Annotated in this window: 22 protein-coding genes; 15 read left to right on the forward strand and 7 right to left on the reverse strand. The window is 63.8% G+C overall.

The features are described 5' to 3' along the window. Nucleotide 1: 1 nt before the first annotated feature. From AC1DXU_RS24715 to AC1DXU_RS24725, 3 genes are all read left to right on the forward strand, one after another. The gene (locus AC1DXU_RS24715; RefSeq protein ID WP_477373173.1) at nt 2-892 is read left to right on the forward strand and encodes an HlyC/CorC family transporter; all 891 of its coding nucleotides are present in this window, start codon (nt 2-4) and stop codon (nt 890-892) included. Between the two features lie 332 nt (nt 893-1,224). Continuing rightward, nucleotides 1,225-2,028, forward strand: a complete 804-nt coding sequence (locus tag AC1DXU_RS24720) for an alpha/beta hydrolase (RefSeq protein ID WP_477373504.1) — start codon at nt 1,225-1,227, stop codon at nt 2,026-2,028. A 137-nt stretch (nt 2,029-2,165) separates the two neighbouring features. Beyond that, the gene (locus AC1DXU_RS24725; protein ID WP_477373175.1) at nt 2,166-3,719 is read left to right on the forward strand and encodes an acetolactate synthase large subunit; all 1,554 of its coding nucleotides are present in this window, start codon (nt 2,166-2,168) and stop codon (nt 3,717-3,719) included. 32 nt (nt 3,720-3,751) lie between these two features. Here AC1DXU_RS24725 and AC1DXU_RS24730 read toward each other — a convergent pair whose 3' ends face one another. After that, a complete protein-coding gene (locus AC1DXU_RS24730) occupies nt 3,752-4,054 on the reverse strand; it encodes a BolA family protein (RefSeq protein WP_477318094.1) in 303 nt (100 codons plus the stop codon). A 135-nt stretch (nt 4,055-4,189) separates the two neighbouring features. On the opposite strand from AC1DXU_RS24730, the gene AC1DXU_RS24735 reads away from it, so the two are divergent. The 6 genes from AC1DXU_RS24735 (at nt 4,190) to AC1DXU_RS24760 (ending at nt 10,040) form a co-directional block, all read left to right on the forward strand. Beyond that, nucleotides 4,190-4,819, forward strand: coding sequence for a J domain-containing protein (locus AC1DXU_RS24735; protein ID WP_477270937.1), 630 nt, complete (start codon nt 4,190-4,192; stop codon nt 4,817-4,819). 123 nt (nt 4,820-4,942) lie between these two features. Further along, entirely contained in the window at nt 4,943-5,929 is a 987-nt protein-coding gene (gene cobS, locus AC1DXU_RS24740; protein ID WP_379103471.1) for a cobaltochelatase subunit CobS, read from the forward strand. Between the two features lie 11 nt (nt 5,930-5,940). Further along, complete coding sequence (cobT, locus tag AC1DXU_RS24745) at nt 5,941-7,839, forward strand: cobaltochelatase subunit CobT (RefSeq protein ID WP_477373177.1); 1,899 nt, start codon at nt 5,941-5,943, stop codon at nt 7,837-7,839. Further along, nucleotides 7,836-8,861: an esterase-like activity of phytase family protein gene (locus tag AC1DXU_RS24750; RefSeq protein ID WP_477373179.1), complete on the forward strand. Its 1,026-nt coding sequence runs from the start codon at nt 7,836-7,838 to the stop codon at nt 8,859-8,861. The genes cobT and AC1DXU_RS24750 overlap by 4 nt, the downstream gene beginning before the upstream one ends. Before the next feature lie 325 nt (nt 8,862-9,186). Further along, nucleotides 9,187-9,558 carry an ArsR/SmtB family transcription factor gene (locus AC1DXU_RS24755; protein WP_477373181.1) on the forward strand — a complete coding sequence of 124 codons (372 nt, stop codon included), beginning with the start codon at nt 9,187-9,189 and terminating at the stop codon, nt 9,556-9,558. Beyond that, on the forward strand, nt 9,555-10,040 hold the full coding sequence (locus AC1DXU_RS24760) for an SRPBCC family protein (protein WP_477373183.1): 486 nt from the start codon (nt 9,555-9,557) through the stop codon (nt 10,038-10,040). The genes AC1DXU_RS24755 and AC1DXU_RS24760 overlap by 4 nt, the downstream gene beginning before the upstream one ends. Before the next feature lie 52 nt (nt 10,041-10,092). Here the strand turns inward: AC1DXU_RS24760 and AC1DXU_RS24765 are convergent, their stop codons facing one another. The 3 genes from AC1DXU_RS24765 to rpmB form a co-directional block, all read right to left on the reverse strand. Beyond that, complete coding sequence (locus tag AC1DXU_RS24765) at nt 10,093-10,773, reverse strand: spermidine synthase (protein ID WP_477373185.1); 681 nt, start codon at nt 10,771-10,773, stop codon at nt 10,093-10,095. A 3-nt stretch (nt 10,774-10,776) separates the two neighbouring features. Next, the gene (locus AC1DXU_RS24770) at nt 10,777-11,457 is read right to left on the reverse strand and encodes a queuosine precursor transporter (RefSeq protein WP_477373187.1); all 681 of its coding nucleotides are present in this window, start codon (nt 11,455-11,457) and stop codon (nt 10,777-10,779) included. Nucleotides 11,458-11,547: 90 nt separating this feature from the next. Next, entirely contained in the window at nt 11,548-11,844 is a 297-nt protein-coding gene (gene rpmB, locus AC1DXU_RS24775) for a 50S ribosomal protein L28 (protein WP_477246495.1), read from the reverse strand. A gap of 256 nt (nt 11,845-12,100) precedes the next feature. Between rpmB and AC1DXU_RS24780 the strand changes: the two genes are divergently transcribed. The 3 genes from AC1DXU_RS24780 to AC1DXU_RS24790 are packed head-to-tail and all read left to right on the forward strand — an operon-like array spanning nt 12,101 to nt 14,491. After that, entirely contained in the window at nt 12,101-12,907 is an 807-nt protein-coding gene (locus AC1DXU_RS24780) for a DUF3108 domain-containing protein (RefSeq protein ID WP_477373189.1), read from the forward strand. 28 nt (nt 12,908-12,935) lie between these two features. Then, nucleotides 12,936-13,823 carry an aromatic amino acid exporter YddG gene (yddG, locus tag AC1DXU_RS24785; RefSeq protein ID WP_477373191.1) on the forward strand — a complete coding sequence of 296 codons (888 nt, stop codon included), beginning with the start codon at nt 12,936-12,938 and terminating at the stop codon, nt 13,821-13,823. Further along, nucleotides 13,820-14,491, forward strand: coding sequence for a lysoplasmalogenase family protein (locus AC1DXU_RS24790; RefSeq protein WP_477373193.1), 672 nt, complete (start codon nt 13,820-13,822; stop codon nt 14,489-14,491). The genes yddG and AC1DXU_RS24790 overlap by 4 nt, the downstream gene beginning before the upstream one ends. 18 nt (nt 14,492-14,509) lie before the next feature. Here the strand turns inward: AC1DXU_RS24790 and AC1DXU_RS24795 are convergent, their stop codons facing one another. After that, complete coding sequence (locus AC1DXU_RS24795; RefSeq protein WP_477373195.1) at nt 14,510-14,950, reverse strand: cupin domain-containing protein; 441 nt, start codon at nt 14,948-14,950, stop codon at nt 14,510-14,512. A gap of 22 nt (nt 14,951-14,972) precedes the next feature. Continuing rightward, entirely contained in the window at nt 14,973-15,740 is a 768-nt protein-coding gene (gloB, locus tag AC1DXU_RS24800) for a hydroxyacylglutathione hydrolase (RefSeq protein ID WP_477373197.1), read from the reverse strand. A gap of 132 nt (nt 15,741-15,872) precedes the next feature. On the opposite strand from gloB, the gene AC1DXU_RS24805 reads away from it, so the two are divergent. The 3 genes from AC1DXU_RS24805 (at nt 15,873) to AC1DXU_RS24815 (ending at nt 19,489) form a co-directional block, all read left to right on the forward strand. Then, complete coding sequence (locus AC1DXU_RS24805) at nt 15,873-16,661, forward strand: class I SAM-dependent methyltransferase (RefSeq protein ID WP_477373506.1); 789 nt, start codon at nt 15,873-15,875, stop codon at nt 16,659-16,661. A gap of 121 nt (nt 16,662-16,782) precedes the next feature. Then, a complete protein-coding gene (locus AC1DXU_RS24810; protein WP_477373199.1) occupies nt 16,783-18,609 on the forward strand; it encodes an ABC transporter ATP-binding protein/permease in 1,827 nt (608 codons plus the stop codon). A gap of 85 nt (nt 18,610-18,694) precedes the next feature. Further along, nucleotides 18,695-19,489 (forward strand): DUF1194 domain-containing protein, encoded by a 795-nt coding sequence (locus tag AC1DXU_RS24815; RefSeq protein ID WP_477373201.1) that lies wholly within the window; start codon nt 18,695-18,697, stop codon nt 19,487-19,489. Nucleotides 19,490-19,515: 26 nt separating this feature from the next. On the opposite strand, the gene AC1DXU_RS24820 is transcribed toward AC1DXU_RS24815, so the two are convergent. Next, nucleotides 19,516-20,451 (reverse strand): glycosyltransferase family 2 protein, encoded by a 936-nt coding sequence (locus tag AC1DXU_RS24820; protein ID WP_477373203.1) that lies wholly within the window; start codon nt 20,449-20,451, stop codon nt 19,516-19,518. Between the last annotated feature and the right edge of the window lie 59 nt (nt 20,452-20,510).

The following is a 20,510-nucleotide window of genomic DNA, read 5'->3' on the forward strand; positions in this document are numbered from 1 at the left end:
GATGGGCACCGGCTGGACCGTCGTCGCCGTCCTTGCCATCTTGATCCTGCTGGTCGTTGCCGTACGCACGCGGCTGCTTGCCATGTTCGGCTACGAGTTGTCACGCATCGAGCCGCAACGCTCGACCCATGACGAATTGCGCGGCGCGGTCGATGATTTTCGCCGCGACGGCCAGGTGGTGCGCGAGGATCGCGACCGCATTGGCGGGCTGTTCGACCTTGCCGAACTGGAAGTCTCCGACATCATGGTCCACCGCACCAATATGCGCTCGGTCAATGCCGACAATGCGCCGGAAGCGGTGGTGCGCGAGATCCTGCAGAGCCCGCACACCCGCATGCCCCTGTGGAAAGGCTCGCTCGACAACATTGTCGGCGTGCTGCACGCCAAGGACCTGCTGCGGGCGCTGAACGATGTCGGCAACGACTTTTCCAGGATCGACGTGATGAAGATCGCGTCAAAGCCGTGGTTCGTGCCCGACACCACGACGCTTCAAGAACAGCTCAACGCCTTTCTGCGCCGCAAGGCGCATTTTGCCATCGTCGTCGACGAATATGGCGAGGTCGAAGGGCTGGTGACGCTGGAGGATATCATCGAGGAGATCGTCGGCGAGATCGCCGACGAGCACGATGTCGAGATCCAGGGCGTCAAGCAGGAGGCCGACGGCTCCGTCGTCGTCGACGGCAACGTGCCGATCCGCGACCTCAACCGGGCGCTCGACTGGAACCTGCCGGACGAGGAAGCCACCACAATTGCCGGCCTCGTCATCCACGAGACGCAGTCGATCCCGGAGGAGAAGCAGGCTTTCACCTTTCATGGCAAGCGCTTCACCGTGATGAAGCGCGACAAGAACCGCATTGCAAAGCTGAGGATCAGGCCGGCGGGCGACGCCTAGTCATACACTTCGTCATCCACGGGCGGAGCAGCCGCGAAGCGGCGTCGCGAAGACCCGAGGATCCATGCCGTGACTTTTGTCGTAAAGTGCAGCTGAGCAGAATTCTGCACCGCTGCATCGCTTTGAAGTCGCGGCATGGATCCCGGGGTCTGCGCTGCGTCGCTTCGCTCCTTGCTACGCCCCAGGATGACGAAGCGATGGGCTTAACCGCCAATCGCCTAGGCCTGCGCCCCCGTCAGACTTCTGTGCCAAGGACCTAAGTTACCAATCCTTCATTGGAACTTCGCGGCGCCACGATGCATTCTGCGACGGGCGGCCAGGAGACGATGATGATGGTGGACAGACGAACCCTGCTTCTGGCCGCGTTAGCGGCGCTGTTGCCGGTCGGGGCTGTAACGGCATCGGAGCGGCGACCGTCTGCCAAAACCTTCGACTACGGGCCGGCCAAGCTCGACATCTATGCGCCCGATGGTGCACGCGGCCTGCCGGTCGTCTTTTTCGTTCACGGCGGCGCCTGGGCGTTTGGCAAACGAAGCCAGGTGGGCGCCAAGCCGGCCTTCCTGCTGGCCAATGGCTTCTGCTTCGTCTCCATCGATTATCGCATGTTGCCTGAGGCCGATGTCGCCACCCAGGCCAACGATGTCGAAAAGGCCTATGCCTATGTGCGTGCCAACATCGCCCAGCATGGCGGTGACCCCGATCGCATTGTCGGCATGGGCCATTCGGCTGGCTGCCATCTGGTTGCATTGACCGGCATGCGTGGTGGGCTGCCGGGCATTGCTGCGCTGCTTCTTGACGACACAAGGGCCTACGACCTTGCCGCGCTTGCCAGGAATGGCGGCATGGTCCGGGCCTATGCCCGCGCCTTTTCCGACCCCGCACAGTGGCATGCTCAATCGCCGGCCAGCTTTGTCGAAGGCCGCAAGCATCCGCCGACCTTTATTGCCTATTCGCGCGCCTCTGGTCGTGGCGAGGATTCGAAGGCCTTTGCCGAGCGCCTGCGCGCTACTGGCACGAAGGTCACGCTGTTCGACGGCAGCGCCTATACGCATTTGTCGATCAACCGTGATTTCGGCGAGGACGGCGACGCCCTGACCGTTGCGGCGCTGGCGTTCCTGAAATCGATCGTGGGCTGATCCTCGCGCGGCCGGACTCTTTCACCACGCAACAGCCGTAAGCGGAGCTGGATCAGACCAAAAGTGCTGGCGGGATATTGCCGCGCGCGCTGCCGCCGGTGCAATGCTCTCTTCGATCGTCAGACGGGAGAGATTGCATGAATGGCGCCGATGTCCTGTGTGACGTGCTTCTGGCCAATGATGTGACGGTCTGTTTCGCCAATCCCGGCACATCCGAAATGCATTTCGTTGCCGCCCTTGATCGCAAGCCCGAGATGCGTTGCGTGCTCGGTCTTTTCGAAGGCGTGGTGACGGGTGCTGCCGATGGCTACGCGCGGATGACCGATCGGCCGGCCGCAACGCTGCTGCATACCGGGCCGGGCTTGGCCAATGGCCTGGCCAATATGCACAATGCCCGGCGAGCGCTCAGCCCGATGATCAACATCGTCGGCGACCACGCCTCCTACCATCTGCCGCTCGATGCACCGCTCACCAGCGATATCGAAGGCCTTGCGGCGCCGATGTCGAACTGGGTCCGCCGCGTCGATGGCCCGGGCGATGTCGCGCCGGCCGCGGAGGCCGCCTTCCGTGCCTCGCTGACGCCGCCAGGCGTCGCGACGTTGATCCTGCCGGCGGATGCGGCCTGGGGCGAAGTTGGCGCGGCCCCCATCGGCAAGGTGAAGCTGGCGCCGTCGCCCGCCGTCGACATGGACGCGGTGCGCAAGGTTGCCGCAGCGATCCGTGCGGCTCCGGGGCGTGCCGGCATCATCGTTCGCGGGCGAGCGGCGAGAGCCGATGCGCTTGCGATCGCCGGCCAGATCTCGGCAGCCAGGGACGTCCGTCTGTTCAGTGACGTCCTCGTGGCCCGGATGCAACGCGGCCGTGGGCGCGTCGCGCCGACCCGCATCCCCTATCCTATCGATGCGGCTACGGCGCTGCTAGGCGACATCGACGTTCTGGTGCTGGTCGGAGCCAGGGAGCCGGTTGCCTTCTTCGCCTATCCGGGAAAGCCGGGACGGCTTGTTCGGGAAGGCTGCCAGGTGCTGACACTGGCCGCTCATGGCGACGATCTGCATGCAGCACTGGAAGCGCTGCGCGACGAGCTCGGCGTCAAGCCGTCGCTGCAACCGGCCCATGCATCAGCCTTTCCCGACGAGCCAACGCCGCGCGGCAGGCTGACCGACGATGCCATCGCGCTCTCGGTGGCACGAAAGCTGCCCGCCAATGCCATCGTCTGCGACGAAGCGGTCACCTCGGCACGGCGTTTCTTCGCCTTGTCCGCCTTCGCCGCGCCGCACGATTACATGATGGGCACAGGCGGATCGATCGGCGGCGGCATTCCGATGGCAACCGGGGCGGCAATCGCCTGTCCCGACCGCAAGGTGATCAATCTGGAGGCCGATGGCAGCGGCATGTACACGGTGCAGGGGCTATGGACCCAGGCCCGCGAAAAGCTCGACGTGGTGACGATCGTCTTTGCCAACCGGACCTATGCGATCCTGCATGGCGAGATGAAGAATGTCGGGGTGGGCGCGATCGGCGAGAATGCCAGGCGAATGCTGGATCTTAACCAACCCGCGCTGGACTGGGTCTCGCTGGCGAAAGGCATGGGCGTCGAGGCGGCGCGCGCCGACACATGCGAGCGGTTCGATGCGCTGCTGGACAGCGCCCTGTCGCGGCGGGGGCCGTTCCTCATCGAAGCGGTGATCTGAGGTCGCTGCGAAAGGCGAGGGCCGATCCGGTCCTACCAGCGGGTCTTTTCGCCGGGAGCCGCCGGTTCGATCGCCAGCGCATGCACGCCGGCCTTCAATTCGTCGGCAAGCAGTTCGTTGACGGCACGGTGGCGGTCGATGCGGCTCATGCCGGCAAAATTCGGCGAGACGATGCGGACGCGGAAATGCGTCTCGCCGGTGCCGTCATAGGCGCCGTGATGGTCGGAGCCGTGGTGATGGTGGCCGGCATGGAGATGGCTTTCATTGACGATCACCAGCCGCTCCGGCGAAAACGCCTTGTTCAGCTTGTCTTCCATCGTTGCCTGTATGGACATCGCCGCTTCTCCTCACCACATCCAGGGTCGCCGCCACAAAATTCGCCATTCGCCGGTTTTATGCCGCGATTCAGCGGTTAGGGCGATCATCGCGAAAATGTCAATTCTTGTTTCGCAGTAGCGAACAGCCCATAAATGGGTGAGATGAAACCGTATCCCAAATATTTCGAGAAGATTCGTGTCCGCCCCGACAAGGATGCGGAACTGAAGTCGCGCTCGCCGATCTGCCAGTGGGATGGCTGCAAGGAGGCCGGCACCCATCGCGCGCCTGTGGGACGCATGAAGGAAGGCGAGTATTTTCAGTTCTGCTTCGATCATGTGCGCGAGTACAATAAGGGCTTCAACTACTTTTCCGGCGTGCCGGACACCGAGATCGCCCGCTTCCAGAAGGAAGCGATGACCGGCCACCGGCCGACCTGGAAGATGGGCGTCAACGGCGCCTCGACGCGTTCGTCGCCTGACATGGCCCAGATGCGTTCCGGCCGCGCCGGCTACTACAACCGTATGCGCGACCCGTTCGACCTGTTCAAAGGGCCGAAGGATCCGCGCGAGGCGCGCGCGCGCAAAGCCAAGCCGCTTGAGGCCAAGGCGCTGGAAACGCTTGGCCTTGATACAAAGGCGACTGGCACAGAGATCAAGGCGCGCTATAAGGAACTGGTGAAACTCCACCATCCGGATGCGAATGGTGGCGACAGAGGTTCGGAAGACCGGTTCCGCGATGTGCTGCAGGCCTATCGCGTGCTCAAGCAGGCAGGTTTGTGCTGAGCGACCTTACGGTTCGTGTCGTTTTCCAACTTTCATAAGGTTGGAAAAGGCTCTAAGACCGCCCCCGAACAAAATAGATTGCCGGCGAAATCAGGCATTTCGCCCGTGGAGACGTTGATAGAGATGAACAAGGTCGATCGCGATATCGCCAACCTGCCCGACACGACGGTGTCGGTGAAGGAGAAATTCGGCTTCGAGTCCAAGATGGTGGTGCCGGCCTATTCGGTGACATCAGAGCATGTGCCCGACATCGATCCGGACTATCTGTTCGACAAGAACACGACGATGGCGATCCTCGCCGGCTTTGCCTACAACCGCCGCGTCATGGTGTCGGGCTATCACGGCACCGGCAAGTCGACGCATATCGAACAGGTCGCCGCCCGCCTCAACTGGCCCTGCGTGCGCGTCAATCTCGACAGCCATGTCAGCCGTATCGACCTCGTCGGCAAGGACGCGATCGTCGTCAAGGACGGCTTGCAGATCACCGAATTCCGTGACGGCATCCTGCCCTGGGCCTACCAGCACAATGTCGCGCTGTGCTTCGACGAGTATGACGCCGGCCGTCCGGATGTGATGTTCGTTATCCAGCGCGTGCTGGAATCCTCGGGCCGGCTGACGCTGCTCGACCAAAGCCGGGTCATTCGCCCGCATCCGGCGTTCCGCCTGTTTTCGACCGCCAACACCGTTGGTCTTGGCGATACGACCGGCCTCTATCACGGCACGCAGCAGATCAACCAGGCGCAGATGGACCGCTGGTCGATCGTCACCACGCTGAACTATTTGCCGCACGACAATGAGGTGAACATCGTGCTGGCCAAGGCCAAGCACTATCGCGACGCCAAGGGCAAGGACATCGTCAACAAGATGGTGCGTGTCGCCGACATGACGCGCTCGGCCTTCATCAATGGCGACCTGTCGACCGTGATGAGCCCGCGTACCGTCATCACCTGGGCCGAGAATGCCGAGATTTTCGGCAATATCGGCATGGCGTTCCGGCTGACCTTCCTCAACAAATGCGACGAGCTGGAACGCTCGGTGGTGGCCGAGTTCTACCAGCGTGCCTTTGGCGAGGATTTGCCTGAATCGGCCGCCAATGTGGTGCTGGGCTAAGCAGAGTCTCGATGGCGGGTCCGGGCGACAACACGCGCAACAAGTCGAAGACGGGGTCTGAAGCCGACAGCTTCAAGCGTGCCGTCACCGTCTGCATGCGCGCCATCGCCGGCGACAAGGAACTCGAAGTAGGTTTCGCCAAGGACCGGCCGGCGCTGGCCGGCAACCGCGCGCGGCTGCCGGAATTGCCGAAGAAGGCGTCGAAGGCCGACATCGCCATCACCCGTGGCCTCGGCGATTCCATGGCGCTGAAGCGCGCCTGCCACGACACCCGCATCCACAACAAGCTGGCGCCGGAAGGCAAGGCCGCCCGCGCCATCTACGACGCGGTCGAGCAGGCCCGTGTCGAGGCGATCGGCAGCAGGGCCATGCAAGGCGTCGCCGACAATATCGGCTCGATGCTCGAGGACAAATACGCCAGGGCCAACCTCGTCGACGTCAAGGACAAGGCCGACGCGCCGATCGAGGAAGCGCTGGCGCTGATGGTGCGCGAAAAGCTGACCGGGCGCGCGGTGCCGAAGAGCGGCGAGCGGCTGGTCGATCTCTGGCGCCCCTGGGTCGAGGAAAAGGCCAGTGCCGATCTCGACGGTCTCTCGGCCAAGCTCGACGACCAGCAGGCCTTCGCCCGCGTCGTGCGCGACATGTTGGCCTCCATGGAAATGGCCGAGGAACTCGGCGACGACCAGGAGACGGAAGACTCGGAAGACAATGACGACAACCAGCCGCAAGGCGAGGAGCAGAGCGAGGAGGGCGGTGAAGACGATTCCGGTTCCGAGCAGTCGCAGTCCGACGATACCGAGGCGTCCGCCGACGACGAGCAGTCGGCCGAGACGGAGGCGTCCGACGCCACCGCCGACGATCTGTCCGACGATGACGACGCCGATGCCGAAACCCCCGGCGAGGCGCGCCGCAACGACAATCCCTTCACCAATCTGCCGAAAGAGATCGACTACAAGGTTTTCACCACCGCCTTCGACGAGACGGTCGGTGCGGAGGAGCTTTGCGAGGAAGAGGAACTGGACCGGCTGCGCGCCTTCCTCGACAAACAGCTCGCCAATTTGTCGGGTGTCGTCGGCCGGCTGGCCAACCGGCTGCAGCGCCGGCTGATGGCGCAGCAGAACCGCTCCTGGGACTTCGATCTCGAAGAGGGCTATCTCGATCCGGCGCGGCTGGTGCGCATCGTCATCGACCCGATGCAGCCTTTGTCCTTCAAGCAGGAACGCGACACAAAATTCCGAGACACGGTGGTGACGCTGGTGCTCGACAATTCGGGTTCGATGCGCGGCCGGCCGATTACCGTCGCCGCCACCTGCGCCGACATTCTGGCGCGCACGCTGGAGCGCTGCGGCGTCTCGGTCGAGATCCTCGGCTTCACCACCCGCGCCTGGAAGGGCGGGCAGGCGCGCGAGAAATGGCTGAAGGATGGCAAGCCGCCGAACCCCGGCCGGCTCAACGACCTGCGCCATATCATCTACAAATCCGCCGACCATCCGTGGCGCCGCGCGCGGCGCAATCTCGGGCTGATGATGCGCGAGGGCCTGCTCAAGGAAAACATCGACGGCGAAGCGCTCTTGTGGGCGCACAACCGCCTGATCGCCCGGCCGGAGCAGAGAAAAATCCTGATGATGATCTCGGACGGCGCGCCGGTCGACGATTCGACGCTGTCGGTCAATCCGGGCAATTATCTCGAACGGCATCTGCGCGCCGTCATCGAGCTGATCGAGACGCGTTCGCCGGTCGAGCTGCTCGCCATCGGCATCGGCCATGACGTCACCCGCTACTACCGCCGCGCCGTCACCATCGTCGATGCCGAGGAACTGGCCGGCGCCATGACCGAGCAATTGGCCTCGCTGTTTGGTGAGGAAAGCGCGCGCGACACACGGCGCGGCGGCCTGCGGCGCGCCGGATGATCTTTTCGCGCGGCGGCTTTCGGCACACGCTTTTCGCCGCCACTGCCTTGTTCGGCATGGCTCTGTCACCGGCCATCGCCGCCGGCCCGGCTTCGGTCGAGCCGCTTGAGATTTCGGCGCGGCCGATCAGCGAATTCCAGATCGGCCACGCCGAGAAACAGTTCGGGCCGCTCGAATTCGTCGGTGGCCTGGAAATGACCTCGCCGTCGCGCGATTTCGGCGCGCTGTCGGCCTTCCGCTTCCTTAAACCTGGCAGCGACTTCGTCGGCGTCGCCGATACCGGTTTCTGGTTCTTCGGCACCGTGGCTCACGATGCGGACAAGCGCCCCTCGGGCATCCAAAATTTCAGGATGCAGCAGATGGTCGACACATCAGGCCGGCCGATCGACAAGAAATGGGAGGTCGACGCCGAAGGCCTCGCGGTCAAGGACGGCATCGCCACCGTCGGTTTCGAGCGCAATCAGCGCATCGCCCAGTTCAGAATAGACCCTGACAATATGAAGGCACCGTTCAAGCAACTGGATTTTCTGGTTCCGGCCCGGGAGATCCGGCAGAACCGCGGTTTCGAGACGGTCACCTACGCCAATCCTTATGGCCAGCATGAGGGCGGACTGGTGGTGGTGTCGGAAAAGAGCCTGGACAAGGCCGGCAATATCTATGCGGCGATCATCGAAGGGCCGCACAAGGGCGTCTTCACCGTCAAGCGCAATGGCGAGTTCGACATCACCGACGGCGCCTTCCTGCCGGATGGCGATCTTTTGCTGCTGGAGCGCAGTTTTTCGATGGCGAGAGGCGTCAAGATGCGACTGCGCCGCATCTATGGCGAAAGCGTCGAGAAGGGCGCGGTTGCCGATGGGCCGGTGCTGATGGAAGCCGACATGGGCTACCAGATCGACAATATGGAAGGGCTCGATGTCTGGACCCGCGACGACGGGGCGTTGATGGTGTCGCTGATCTCCGACGACAACCACTCGATGCTGCAGCGCAATCTCTATCTCGAGTTTATCCTGCACCAGGATTGAGCGGCGCTCCAACTGCGAACCTGAAGTTGAGGGTTTTCAACGGTGGGTTCGATTTGGTCGAACGCCTTCCCCCACTCCGTCGCTGCTTCGCAGCGCCACCTCTCCCCCCCCTCCGGCGGGAGAGGAAGGGAGTCTGGTTTGGCGAATGCATGCCCTTCCTTCACCCGTCGATGGGAAACGCCCTTCCTCTACCCCGTCGATCGGGGGAGAGGTGGCGAGCGTAGCTCGACGGAGTGGGGGTCGATTGTTCAGCAACGATTTACGCTCGCCAAAATACTTTAGTGCAGACTTGACAATTCCTCTTATCGGAGCAATACTCAAGTCCATGCTTGACCATTCCGAGATCGACTGCATCCTGCGGGCCCTTGTCGAGCCCACGCGCCGCCAGATCCTGGAAAGGCTAAGCCGCGGACCGGCGACCGTCAGCCAGCTGGCGGAGCCGTTCGGCATGACGTTCGCTGCCGTGCTGCAGCATCTGCAGGCGCTGGAAGCCTGCGGGCTGATCCGCAGTGAAAAGATCGGGCGGGTACGCACCTGCCGGATCGAACCGGGCGGGCTGGCTCCGCTCGCCGACTGGATCGCGGAACGCCGCATACCGGCGGAACGCCACCTCGATCGTCTTGGCCAGATCCTGGCCGAGACGGACGCATCCCCCAAAAGCCCCAAGAAAAATCAGGACAAGGACCAAGAGCAATGAACCAGATAGCACCAGTGAAAGACGAGCACTCCGTAATCCACTCCACCTTCACCATCGAGCGGACCTATCCGCAATCGCCAAACCAAGTCTTCCATGCCTTTGCCGACAAGGCGACGGTGCAACGTTGGCGGATCCAGGGTGATGGTTTTGCGATCGCTGAATTCACGTTCGACTTCCGCGTTGGTGGCGGCGAGGTGTCGCGTTTCAGCTACCAGGGCGGCCCTGAGGTTCGGCTTGACGCGCAATTCCAGGACATCGTTGCCGACCAGCGCATCGTGTTTTCGTACCGCATGGCGATCGGGCCGCAGCCGCTGTCGGCGTCGCTCACCACCATCGAGCTGACGCCCTCGGGCGAGGGCACCCGCCTGACCTATACCGAACAAGGCGTCTTCTTCGACGGCGTCGACTCGGCGCAAGGACGCGAAGAAGGCACGCGCGGACTGCTGGAGGCTCTTGGAGCCGAGCTTCAGAAAGCGAAGTAGGACTTTTCGACCCGGGAACTGTTGGCCATCCTGCACGAGCGGTGCAGGGTGGCTATCGCGCTGTCCCAGCTGTCGCGACCCAGATGACATGGCGCGCGCCACGCTTGCCGTTGGCCCGCACCTTGACCTCCTCGACCATGAAACCCGCCTGCTTCAGCCGCCGCGTGAAGCCAGTGTCCGGCCCTTGCGACCAGACTGCCAGCACGCCTTGCGGTTTGAGCGCGGCGCGTGCGGCGTTCAAGCCGGCCACGCCGTAGAGAGCATCATTGGCCTTGAAAACAATGCCTTCCGGGCCGTTGTCGACATCGAGCAGGATGGCGTCATAGGTCGACGCCTCCGAGCGGATGATCTGCCCGACATCGATCTCGCGAATGCTGACTCGGGGATCGTCCAGGCAGCCGCCGAAGACCTCAGCCATCGGACCGCGCGCCCAGGCGACGACAGCCGGCACCAGTTCCGCAACGACGACGCCGGCATCGTTGCCAAGTTCGGCGAGGGCGGCACGCAGCGTAAAGCCCATGCCCAGGCCACCGATCAGGATTTTTGGTTGTCTGCGACCGGCAATCTTGTCGCAGGTCAGTTTGGCCAGCGCCTCCTCGGAGCCGCTGAGGCGGCTGTTCATCAGCTCGTTGGTGCCGAGCATGATCGAGAATTCGCTGCCGCGCCGCTTGAGGCGAAGTTCTTGCCCGCCATCCGGCGTTTTAGCTGAGTCGAGTTGGACCCAGGGGATCACAGCCTAGACGGCCAGAGCCGGCTGGCTCCAGCGGGCTGCAAGCAGTCGGTAGGGGATCAGCGCCACCACGGCGATGATCAGCTTCACCGAGAGGTCGCCGAGCGCCCAGGATACCCAGCGCATGGTTTCGATCGGCAGCACGCCCATCAGCGGCGCCGTTTCCAGCGCGAAGCCGTCGTTCGGCCCGGCAAAGGCGAAGGCCGCCGAAAAGGCGACGGTGAAGAACACGAGCGTGTCGAATACCGAACCGACCAGCGTGCCGACGATCGGCGCGCGCCACCAGCTCTGCCGGCGCAGCCGGTTGAACACGGTCACGTCGAGCAATTGCGCGCTCAGGAACGCCGCGCCGGACGCTGCCGCGATGCGCACCAGCCGGTCGGCTGCGGTCTCGAACTCGATTAGGCCATGGCGGAACAGGAAGGGCGGGACGAGAATCGAGCAGACCACCGCCGTCATGAAGCCGACAAAGACGATCCGGCGCGCCACGGCGGGGCCGTAGCGGCGGTTGGCAAGGTCGGTGACCAGGAAGGAGAAGGGATAGGTGAAGGCGCCCCAGGTGAGCAGGTCGGCCAGCGACAGGTCGCCGATCTGGCCCTGCATGGGGAACTGCACAAGAATGTTCGACGCCACGACGACAAGCGCCATGGCGGCCACGAAGGGCAGATATCGCGAGAAGAAAGTCATTTTTTTATCCTGGGTAATGGAACCAGCGAAGCGCGATCCGAACTCCGGACCACGCGCCTTGGAAGGCGGTTGTCCCCCGCCTGAAAAATATTAAGCGGCGGGCTGCTCGGCCAGCTTCTTGGCGATCTGCTTCTTCAAGAGACGCGCGCGCTGCGACAGCTCCTTGGCGTCTGCCTTGACCAGGAACGCATCGAGGCCGCCGCGATGCTCGACCGAACGCAGTGCGTTGGCCGAAATGCGCAGGCGCACATTCTGGTTCAGCGTCTCGGAGATCAGCGTCACATTGACGAGATTCGGCAGGAAGCGACGCTTGGTCTTGTTGTTGGCGTGGCTCACATTGTTGCCGGACATGACTGCCTTGGCAGTGAGTTCGCAGGTGCGGGACATGATTCTAACCTTCAGTTCTCGGTCTGGCCAAACCTTTGTACCCGCGCCGGGTGGCGCGCGGTTTCGGTCAGGCGGCCTTTTGGAAAAGTTGGCGTTCCATAGTTGCATTTCGACCATGCGTCAAGCTCCGGCTTGCCGGCGGGGCGGGAGCATAGTCCACATAAAGGCCGGAATTCGGCCTATAAGCGGTCGCACAGGGACATACCAGGCCTGAGCTGCCCATCTCCGGCCGAAAAATCGAGGATCGATCCCCGCCATGCTTCGCTCGTCACGTGCTCGTGTTGCCTTGCTTGCCGTTGCCTTGCCGACGGCAACGTCCGCCGCCACACCCAATTCCGCCGCCACGCCGCAGTCCTTCAAGGGCGAGTACACCGTATCGTTCCTTGGCCTTTCGATCGCCAGGTCGACGTTTTCCAGCCGCTATCAGGACGGCACCTATTCGATCGACGGCACCGTTTCCGCCGCCGGCCTCGCCAAGCTGTTCGACGATACGCGCGGCACGATCTCGTCCAAGGGCACGATTTCGGGCAAGAAGATGGTGCCACAGGCGTTTCGTGCCGACTACACGTCCGGCAAGAAGGCATCGGTGGTCGACATCCGCTTTGCCAATGGCAGCGTCACCTCGACGCAAGTCATCCCCGCTCCGGGCAAGCGCGACCCAAAGAGCTGGGTGCCGCTGGGCGCCAGCGACCTGGCAGCCGTGCTCGATCCGATGGCGGCCACCGTCGTTCATGCCGACAGTCTCGATCAGGTCTGCGGGCGCACGGTGAAGTTCTACGACGGCGAGATGCGCGCCAACCTGACGCTGACCTATGCTTCGAAAGGGTCGATCTCGGTGCCCGGCTACAAGGGCGATACGGTCACCTGCAGAATGGGTTTTGAGCCGGTGGCCGGCTACCGCAAAGGCCGCAAGGCGCTGAACTATCTGAAGAACCGCAGCCGCATGATGGTGACGTTTGCACCGCTCGGCCAAACCGGGATATATGCGCCGATCCACGCCACGGTCGGTACGCAGATCGGCACGCTGACCGTGAGCGCCGGGCGTTTCGAAGCAATCAACTAGGCGCCGTAACGCGCCGCCGGAGACGGGCATGGGGCGCGCAACACTGATCGGCTTCTCGGCGGTCGCCATGTGGGCGCTGCTGGCCCTGCTGACGGACGCGTCCGGCGCGGTGCCGCCGTTCCTGCTTTCGGCAATCACCTTCACCATCGGCACCGCCGTCGGACTGGTCGCCCGGCTGTTCATGCCGGCGGCCGACAAAGGCCAGAAGATCCCTCGTCAGGTCTGGGTGATCGGCATTGCCGGCCTGTTCGGCTACCACTTCTTCTACTTCACCGCCTTGCGCAACGCGCCGGCGGTGGAAGCGAGCCTGATCGCCTATCTGTGGCCGCTGCTGATCGTGCTCGGTTCGGCGCTGATGCCGGGCGAAAAGCTGGCCTGGAACCATGTCGTCGGCGCATTGCTCGGCCTTGCCGGCACGGTCTTGATCGTCACCAAGGGCGGCGGGCTTGCCTTCGACGCGCGCTACAGCTTCGGCTATGCGATGGCCGGCGTCTGCGCGGTGCTGTGGTCGTCCTATTCGCTGTTGTCGCGGCGCTTCCCCTCGGTGCCGACCAGCATCGTCACCTGGTTCTGCGCGGCAACCGCGGCGCTTTCTTTCCTCTGCCACCTGTTGCTGGAACAGACCGTGCTGCCCGTTGGCGCCGGCCAGTGGCTGGCCGTGCTCGGCCTCGGGCTGATGCCGGTGGGTGCGGCCTTCTACGCCTGGGACATCGGCGTCAAGCGCGGCAACATCCAGGTGCTGGGGGCGGCGAGCTATGCCGCGCCGCTGCTATCGACGCTGGTGCTGATATCAGCCGGCGTCGCCGAGCCGTCGCTGCGCATTCTTGCGGCCTGCGTGCTGATCACCGGCGGGGCGGCGCTGGCGGCGAAGTCGCTGTTCCTGCGCAAGCCGGCAACGAGCGAGGCACAGGCATGATGCCGTTTCCCGGTGGTATCGATGCCAACGCCAATGCGACGCTTGTGTTTTCGCTGGTGGCGGCGGCGATCTACGCTTTCACGCTGGGCATGCAGCCGACGCTTGCCCGCTCCGCGGTCAAGACACTGGCCGTGGCGATGCTTGCCGTGCTGGCGCTGCTGCAAGGCGCTCCCCTGCTGCTGGTTGCAGCACTGGCGCTCAGCGCCATCGGCGACGCCTTCCTGTCGCGTGACGGCGAAAAAGCCTTTCTCGGCGGGTTGGCCAGCTTTCTCGCCGCCCATGTCGCCTATGTCGCGCTGTTCCTGCGCTCTGGCGGTGGGACAGGATTGCTTGGCACTGAACCGTGGCGGGGAGCGATTGCGCTGGCGATGGCGGTGTTCGCGCTTGCCATGCTGGCCGCTCTTTGGCGTCGCGTCGGCCCCGGTCTGCGCCTTCCGGTCAGCGTCTATGTCGTCGCCATCCTTGCCATGGGCATGTCAGCACTGACTACGAGCAGTTTCTGGGTCATCGCCGGCGCCGTGCTGTTCATGGCGTCCGACGGGCTGCTCGCGGCGGAAAAGTTCCTGGTATCGGCCATCTCGCCGCATCGCGCCTGGATGCGCTATGCGGTCTGGGCGCTGTATTACGCCGCCCAATTGGGGATCACCCTGGGTTTCCTACTGGGCTAGGGTGTATTGATACACACTCTAAGGCGTTCCGGGCTGCCAGCCGGGTGCCGCCATCTCGAATGCGGCGAAGTCAAAGCCCGGCGCCACGGTGCAGCCGACCAGCGTCCATTCGCCCAAGCTGCGCGCCGATTGCCACCAGCCGGCCGGCACGACGATCTGCGGCCGTTCGCCCGCGGCGAGTGCCGGGCCGAGCACCTGTTCGATGACCTGGTCACCGACGGCGCCGTCGTCCTGATACATCGACAGCGCCAATGGCGCGCCGGCATAGAAGTGCCAGACCTCGGCCGCGTCCTTGACCCGGTGCCAAGCCGAAATCTGGTCCTGTTCCAGGAGAAAATAAATCGCCGTCGAATGGCCGCGCGCGCCGCCCGCGCCGTCGCGAAAAGTCTCGGCATACCAGCCGCCTTCCGGATGCGGCTTCAGGCCGAGTATGGCGATGATTTCGGCGGAACTGGTCATGGTTTCAAAACCATCATCAGGCTTAGAAATTGTCCTTGCGCTTGCGGATCTCGGCGAACACGTCGGCGTCGGAGGCGCTCTCCATGCCGAGATGCTTGCGGATTGCCGGATCGTGCCAGCGCAGGAACGGATTGGTCGACAGCTCCTCGCCGATGGTGGTCGGCAGCGTCGGCTTGTTGTCGGCGCGCAAGCTTTCGATCTTCGCGGCGCGCTCCTTCAGCGCCGAATTGGTCGGGTCGATGGTCAGCGCGAAGCGGGCGTTGGACAGCGTGTATTCGTGGCCGCAATAGATGACCGTCTCGGCCGGAAGTGCAGCGAGCTTCTGCAACGAATCATACATCACCGGAGGCTTGCACTCGAACAGCCGGCCGCAGCCGAGCGCAAACAGCGTGTCGGCGGTGAAGGCGACTTTCGACGCCGGCAGATGGTAGGAGACATGGCCCGCCGTGTGGCCGGGCGTGGCAATCACATCGATCCTTTCCTCGCCGAGGTAGACGACCGAACCTTGCTCGACCGTCTCGTCGATGCCGGGGATCTTTGCCTGTTCCGCCTCGGGTCCGACGATGCGCAGCTTGAGGCGCTCTTTCAGCGCCAGATTGGCCTCGACATGGTCGATATGGTGGTGGGTGGTCAGGATCATCGTCGGCGTCCAGCCAGTGCGCTTGATCGCGGCGAGGATCGGCGCCTCCTCGGGCGCGTCGATGATCGCGGTCTGACCGCTCTTGGGGTCATGCACGAGCACGCCGAAATTGTCGCTGCGGCACATGAACTGTTCGATTTCGACCGGCATCGTCTTCTCTCCGTTGTCGCCGCAGACATAGGGTGCTTGCCCGCCGATGTCATCCGGCTTTGTTGAACTTAGCTTTTGTTGAGGTGGGCGCCTTTGTTGAACTTGGACGGCATCGAAGCTACCGTCGCGCGCATGCATTCCGATATTGTCGATCTCCGCTCCTTCTACTCGACCACGCTCGGGCGCCTGGCCGAACGCTCGATCGCCATGGCGCTGTCCTCGATATGGGCTGCCGTGCCCAACGAGCGGCTGGTCGGCCTTGGCTATACCTTGCCGTGGCTGGAGCGTTTCGGCAGCGATGCCGAGCGCGTCTTTGCCTTCATGCCGGCGACGCAAGGCGCGGTCGTATGGCCGGCGACCGGCCCAACCGCCACCGCGCTGGTTTTTGACGAGGAGCTGCCGCTGGTCGATTCCTGCATCGACCGCATGCTGCTCGTCCATTCGCTCGAGCATGTCGAGAATCCGCGCGAGACGCTGAACGAGATCTGGCGGGTGCTGTCGCCGGCCGGCCGCGTCGTCATCGTCGTGCCCAACCGGCGCGGCGTCTGGGCCCGTTTCGAACATACGCCGTTCGGCAATGGCCGGCCGTTCTCACGCGGCCAGCTCACCGAGCTGCTGCGCGAAGCGAATTTCACGCCGGCGGCGTGGTCCGACGCGCTGTTGTTCCCGCCATCGCGGCGGCGCTTCATGATGCGCTTCCATAATGTGCTGGAACGCGTGGGACGGCGCTTCTGGCCGATCTTTTCCGGCGTCATCGTCGTCGAAGCGCAGAAGCGGCTCTATCAGGGCGTGCCGGTGGCCCAGCGCGCCTCCCGCCGCGTCTTCATGCCGGTTCTGTCGCCGCAAGGCGCCACCAGGCTCGGCCGGCTGTCGCAAGCCGGAGATGGACCGTCTTCGGCCGGGCGGGTGACGCGTTCGTGATCGGCATTACGCTGTCTTGCACCCTATCTGTCGGGGGCGAATTCGTCGCCCGGTCGAAGGGCATAGGTCGGCAACGCCGTGATCGGGTTCAGCACCGGCTTTGAACGCAAGGATTTCACCCATGGCTGATCACCCGGACGACCAGGCAAGCACCGTGCCTGCTGCCGCGCCGGTCGAGACCAGCCTTGGCGAGCAGATTGCCACAATCAGGCTGGCGCTGACGGCTTCGCCCGTGCGCAAACAACTGCTCTGGGCCTGCCTCGGCATCGTTGCCGTTATTGTCGCAACCTCGGTCGGGCAAGTTCTGCTCAACCGCTGGAACCAGCCCTTCTATGACGCGCTGGCGCGGCGCGACATGCAGGACTTCCTGCATCAGCTCATGGTGTTTGCGGCAATAGCCGGCGGGCTCCTGGTGCTCAATGTCGGCCAGACCTGGCTCAACCAAATGATCCGACTGAAACTGCGCGAGGCGCTGACGCTCGACCTGATAGGTGAGTGGCTGCGGCCGGCGCGTGCCTTCCGGCTGGCGCATGCCGGGGCCATCGGCGTCAATCCCGACCAGCGCATGCAGCAGGACGCCGGTCACCTTGCCGACCTTTCGACCGATCTCGGCGTCGGCCTGCTGCAGTCGTTCATCCTGCTCGCCTCGTTCATCGGCGTGCTGTGGTCGCTGTCTTCGGGCTTCATCTTCCACTTCGGCGCTCATGCGGTGGCGATACCCGGCTACATGGTCTGGGCTGCGATCCTCTATGCCGGCATTGCCTCCTGGCTGAGCTGGCTGGTCGGCCGGCCGCTCATCCGCCGGAACAGCGACCGCTACACGCGCGAGGCGGAGCTGCGTTCGTCGATGGTCCGCGTCAACGAGAATGTCGATGCCATTGCGCTTGCCCATAGTGAAACCGATGCCAAACGGCAGCTTCAGCTCGACCTTGGCACGGTGCTGGGCGCCATGCGGCGCATCTACAGTGCCCAGATCAACCTTGCCTGGGTGACTGACACCTATGGCTGGATCACCGTCGTGGCGCCGATCCTCGTCGCTTCGCCGGTCTATTTCGCCGGCGACATCAGCTTCGGCGGGCTGATGATGGCGGTCGGCGCCTTCAACCAGGTCCATTCGTCGCTGCGCTGGTTCGTCAACAATATCGGCGGCATCGCCGACTGGCGCGCGACGCTGATGCGGGTCGCCGACTTCCGCATCGCGCTGGCCGAAACGGATGTGCTGCACGACACGGAAAAGCGCATTGCCTTCGGCGAAAACGCGGACGGCAGCCTGACATTCGAGGCACTGCAGGTGTCGTCACCCGAGGGATGCACGAAGCTGGCGGAGCCGCATGTCGAAATCCGCGTCGGCGAGCGCGTCATGATCACCGGAGAACAAGGCGCCGGCAAGACGCTGTTCTTTCGCGCCATTGCCGGTCTGTGGCCGTGGGGAAGCGGGCGCATCGGCATGCCGGCGGCAGAGGTGCCGGTCTTCGTTCCGCGCACTCCCTATTTCCCGCTCGGCACGCTGCGCGAGGTGCTCAACCACGCCGGCGGTGTCATCACGGCGGATGCCGACATCTCGGCGGTTCTGGTTGAGGTCGGTCTGGCGCGGCTCTCAACCTCGCTCGACCGCTCGGCGCGCTGGGAACATGAGCTCAGCGATGACGAGCAGCGCCTGCTGGCCTTTGCCAGGCTTGCGCTGCTGCAGCCGAAATGGGTGATCATCGACGAAGCGCTTGATACCTTCGACGGAGCGACGTTGCGGCAGGTGCTGGCGATGCTGGAGAAGCGTCTCAATGGGGCCGCGATCCTCAACATCGGTCGCGGCCAGCACAACAGCCAGTTTTTCCCGCGTTCGCTGACGATCGTGAAGGATGCCGCCGGATCGGCGCTCAAACCCGCGCGTGTCCGGGCCGGCGCCATCGAGCCGCCGCCGCCGACCGCTGCACGCAGCAAGAGGAAGTAGGCTCGCCGACGGAAGTGGCCGGGCAAGCTTTATTTCGCCGCGATCACAGGAAAAACTGCAGGCATCGTTCGGAAAGCCTGTGGCCATGCTTGACGCACTCAGCCTGCTTGCTTGCCTTGCCTGCGCCCCAGCCTCACCGCAGGCCGCGCCGGCCAAAGCGGTGGATGTCGAGCTGGTGCTGGCGGTCGACATCTCGCAGTCGATGGACGAAAGGGAATTTGCCCTGCAGCGCGCCGGCTATGTCGCAGCGCTACGCCACCCCGACTTCATCAAGGCCGTGCGTTCGGGCAGCACAGGCCGTGTCGCGCTGGCCTATTTCGAATGGGCAGGCGTCGTGCGCGACGATGGTGTCATTGCCTGGCAGGTCATCGACAGCGCCGAGAGCGCCAACGCTTTCGCCGACAAGATCGCAGCCCGTCCCTTCCGGAGCTTTCGCGGCACCTCGATTTCCGGCGCGCTGGCTTTCGGCGCCGGGTTGTTCGAGGGCACCGCATTCGCCGCGACGCGCAGCGTCATCGACATTTCCGGCGATGGTCCCAACAACACCGGGCTGCCCGTAACGTCGACACGCGACGCGGCGGTGGCAAAGGGCATCGTCATCAACGGCCTGCCGATCCTGATCAGCCCGTCGCCGACCTTCAGCCATCTCGACCAGTACTATGCCGAGTGCGTCACCGGCGGCCCAGGCTCCTTCGTGCTGCCGATCTACGCAGCCTCCGAGTTCGCGACCGCTATACGCCGCAAGCTCATTCTCGAGGTGAGTGGCGTTTCCGATCCCCGGATGATCCGGATCGACGCGGCAACACCGATCGACTGTCTGCAGGGCGAGCGCGACCGGCGGTTCTATTCCGACCCGTATTTTCCGGAGCTTGATCGCTGAAGCCGCGATACCACTCGGGTGAAAATTCAGGCCGGCCGCGCGCCATATTTGGTGCGGAATTCATCGTAGACATCGCGGCGCCAGCGCCGGCCGCCGAGGTAACCGCGCAACAGCTGCGGCAGCGAGTAGCCAAGTGTCTTCGCCGACCGGTTGGCCAGATAGCCGGCAAATGCCTGCGACACCCTGCCCTTCATGGCGTCGGCGATGATCTGCCGTGCGATCATGTAGGGGGGAATGTCGGGATAGCGATCGACAATATGGGGATGTTTGCCCATCAGGTTTGCGTAGGCTTCGACATAGCCGTCACGCCGGCCGGAAATCGAATTCTCCGAATTGTACTTTTTCCAGTCGATATCCTCGGACAGCAACGCGCCGTTGCGCCGGGCAAAGCGCAGCAGCAATTCGCGATCCTGCATGCGCGCGATGTCGCTGTCGTAGCCGCCGATCGCCAGCAGCGATTCGCGCGTGGCCGTTATCGCGGTGCCGGCGATGAAGATGGTCTGCGCGACCAAAGCTCTTTCGAGCGCGTTTCGGGCCAGGAAGGCTTCGCGGTTGACGCATTTGGTGCTGCGGCCACCCTTCACCGACACGAAGGAACTGATCAGCACTTCGAGTGATGGATTTTCCTCGAAACGCACCAGCGTTCGCTGCAGCCGGTCCGGCAAGTAGACGTCGTCGGAATCAAGGAAGGTCACGATCGGCGCTTGCGCGCGCTCGATGCCGGCATTGCGGGCGGCATTGGCGCCCCGCCATTTGGCGCCGACATAGATGAGGCGCGGATCGTGAATGCGGGCCAGCGCCGCTTCCGTCCCATCGGTCGAGCCGTCGTCGACAACAATATGCTCGAAGCGGGTGAGGTTCTGCGCCAGCACGCTTTCCACGGCGCGCACGACCTGATCGCGCCGGTTGTGGGTCGGCGTGATCACCGTGATGAGAGGCGCCTGATCGGTCTTTCTAGGCATGTCGCTTCCGCTATGCCCCGGGTCCTGCGAGGATCGGATCGATTTGATGGTCGCCTTCC

It is taken from the genome of Mesorhizobium sp. P3_A10, assembly GCF_056403175.1.

Coding starts and splice junctions, on each gene's coding strand:
- AC1DXU_RS24715 (WP_477373173.1), top strand. CDS start 2: ATGGGCACCGGCTGGACCGTCGTCGCCGTCCTTGCCATCTTGATCCTG.
- AC1DXU_RS24720 (WP_477373504.1), top strand. CDS start 1,225: ATGGTGGACAGACGAACCCTGCTTCTGGCCGCGTTAGCGGCGCTGTTG.
- AC1DXU_RS24725 (WP_477373175.1), top strand. CDS start 2,166: ATGAATGGCGCCGATGTCCTGTGTGACGTGCTTCTGGCCAATGATGTG.
- AC1DXU_RS24730 (WP_477318094.1), bottom strand. CDS start 4,054: ATGTCCATACAGGCAACGATGGAAGACAAGCTGAACAAGGCGTTTTCG.
- AC1DXU_RS24735 (WP_477270937.1), top strand. CDS start 4,190: ATGGGTGAGATGAAACCGTATCCCAAATATTTCGAGAAGATTCGTGTC.
- cobS (WP_379103471.1), top strand. CDS start 4,943: ATGAACAAGGTCGATCGCGATATCGCCAACCTGCCCGACACGACGGTG.
- cobT (WP_477373177.1), top strand. CDS start 5,941: ATGGCGGGTCCGGGCGACAACACGCGCAACAAGTCGAAGACGGGGTCT.
- AC1DXU_RS24750 (WP_477373179.1), top strand. CDS start 7,836: ATGATCTTTTCGCGCGGCGGCTTTCGGCACACGCTTTTCGCCGCCACT.
- AC1DXU_RS24755 (WP_477373181.1), top strand. CDS start 9,187: ATGCTTGACCATTCCGAGATCGACTGCATCCTGCGGGCCCTTGTCGAG.
- AC1DXU_RS24760 (WP_477373183.1), top strand. CDS start 9,555: ATGAACCAGATAGCACCAGTGAAAGACGAGCACTCCGTAATCCACTCC.
- AC1DXU_RS24770 (WP_477373187.1), bottom strand. CDS start 11,457: ATGACTTTCTTCTCGCGATATCTGCCCTTCGTGGCCGCCATGGCGCTT.
- rpmB (WP_477246495.1), bottom strand. CDS start 11,844: ATGTCCCGCACCTGCGAACTCACTGCCAAGGCAGTCATGTCCGGCAAC.
- AC1DXU_RS24780 (WP_477373189.1), top strand. CDS start 12,101: ATGCTTCGCTCGTCACGTGCTCGTGTTGCCTTGCTTGCCGTTGCCTTG.
- yddG (WP_477373191.1), top strand. CDS start 12,936: ATGGGGCGCGCAACACTGATCGGCTTCTCGGCGGTCGCCATGTGGGCG.
- AC1DXU_RS24790 (WP_477373193.1), top strand. CDS start 13,820: ATGATGCCGTTTCCCGGTGGTATCGATGCCAACGCCAATGCGACGCTT.
- AC1DXU_RS24795 (WP_477373195.1), bottom strand. CDS start 14,950: ATGACCAGTTCCGCCGAAATCATCGCCATACTCGGCCTGAAGCCGCAT.
- gloB (WP_477373197.1), bottom strand. CDS start 15,740: ATGCCGGTCGAAATCGAACAGTTCATGTGCCGCAGCGACAATTTCGGC.
- AC1DXU_RS24805 (WP_477373506.1), top strand. CDS start 15,873: ATGCATTCCGATATTGTCGATCTCCGCTCCTTCTACTCGACCACGCTC.
- AC1DXU_RS24810 (WP_477373199.1), top strand. CDS start 16,783: ATGGCTGATCACCCGGACGACCAGGCAAGCACCGTGCCTGCTGCCGCG.
- AC1DXU_RS24815 (WP_477373201.1), top strand. CDS start 18,695: ATGCTTGACGCACTCAGCCTGCTTGCTTGCCTTGCCTGCGCCCCAGCC.
- AC1DXU_RS24820 (WP_477373203.1), bottom strand. CDS start 20,451: ATGCCTAGAAAGACCGATCAGGCGCCTCTCATCACGGTGATCACGCCG.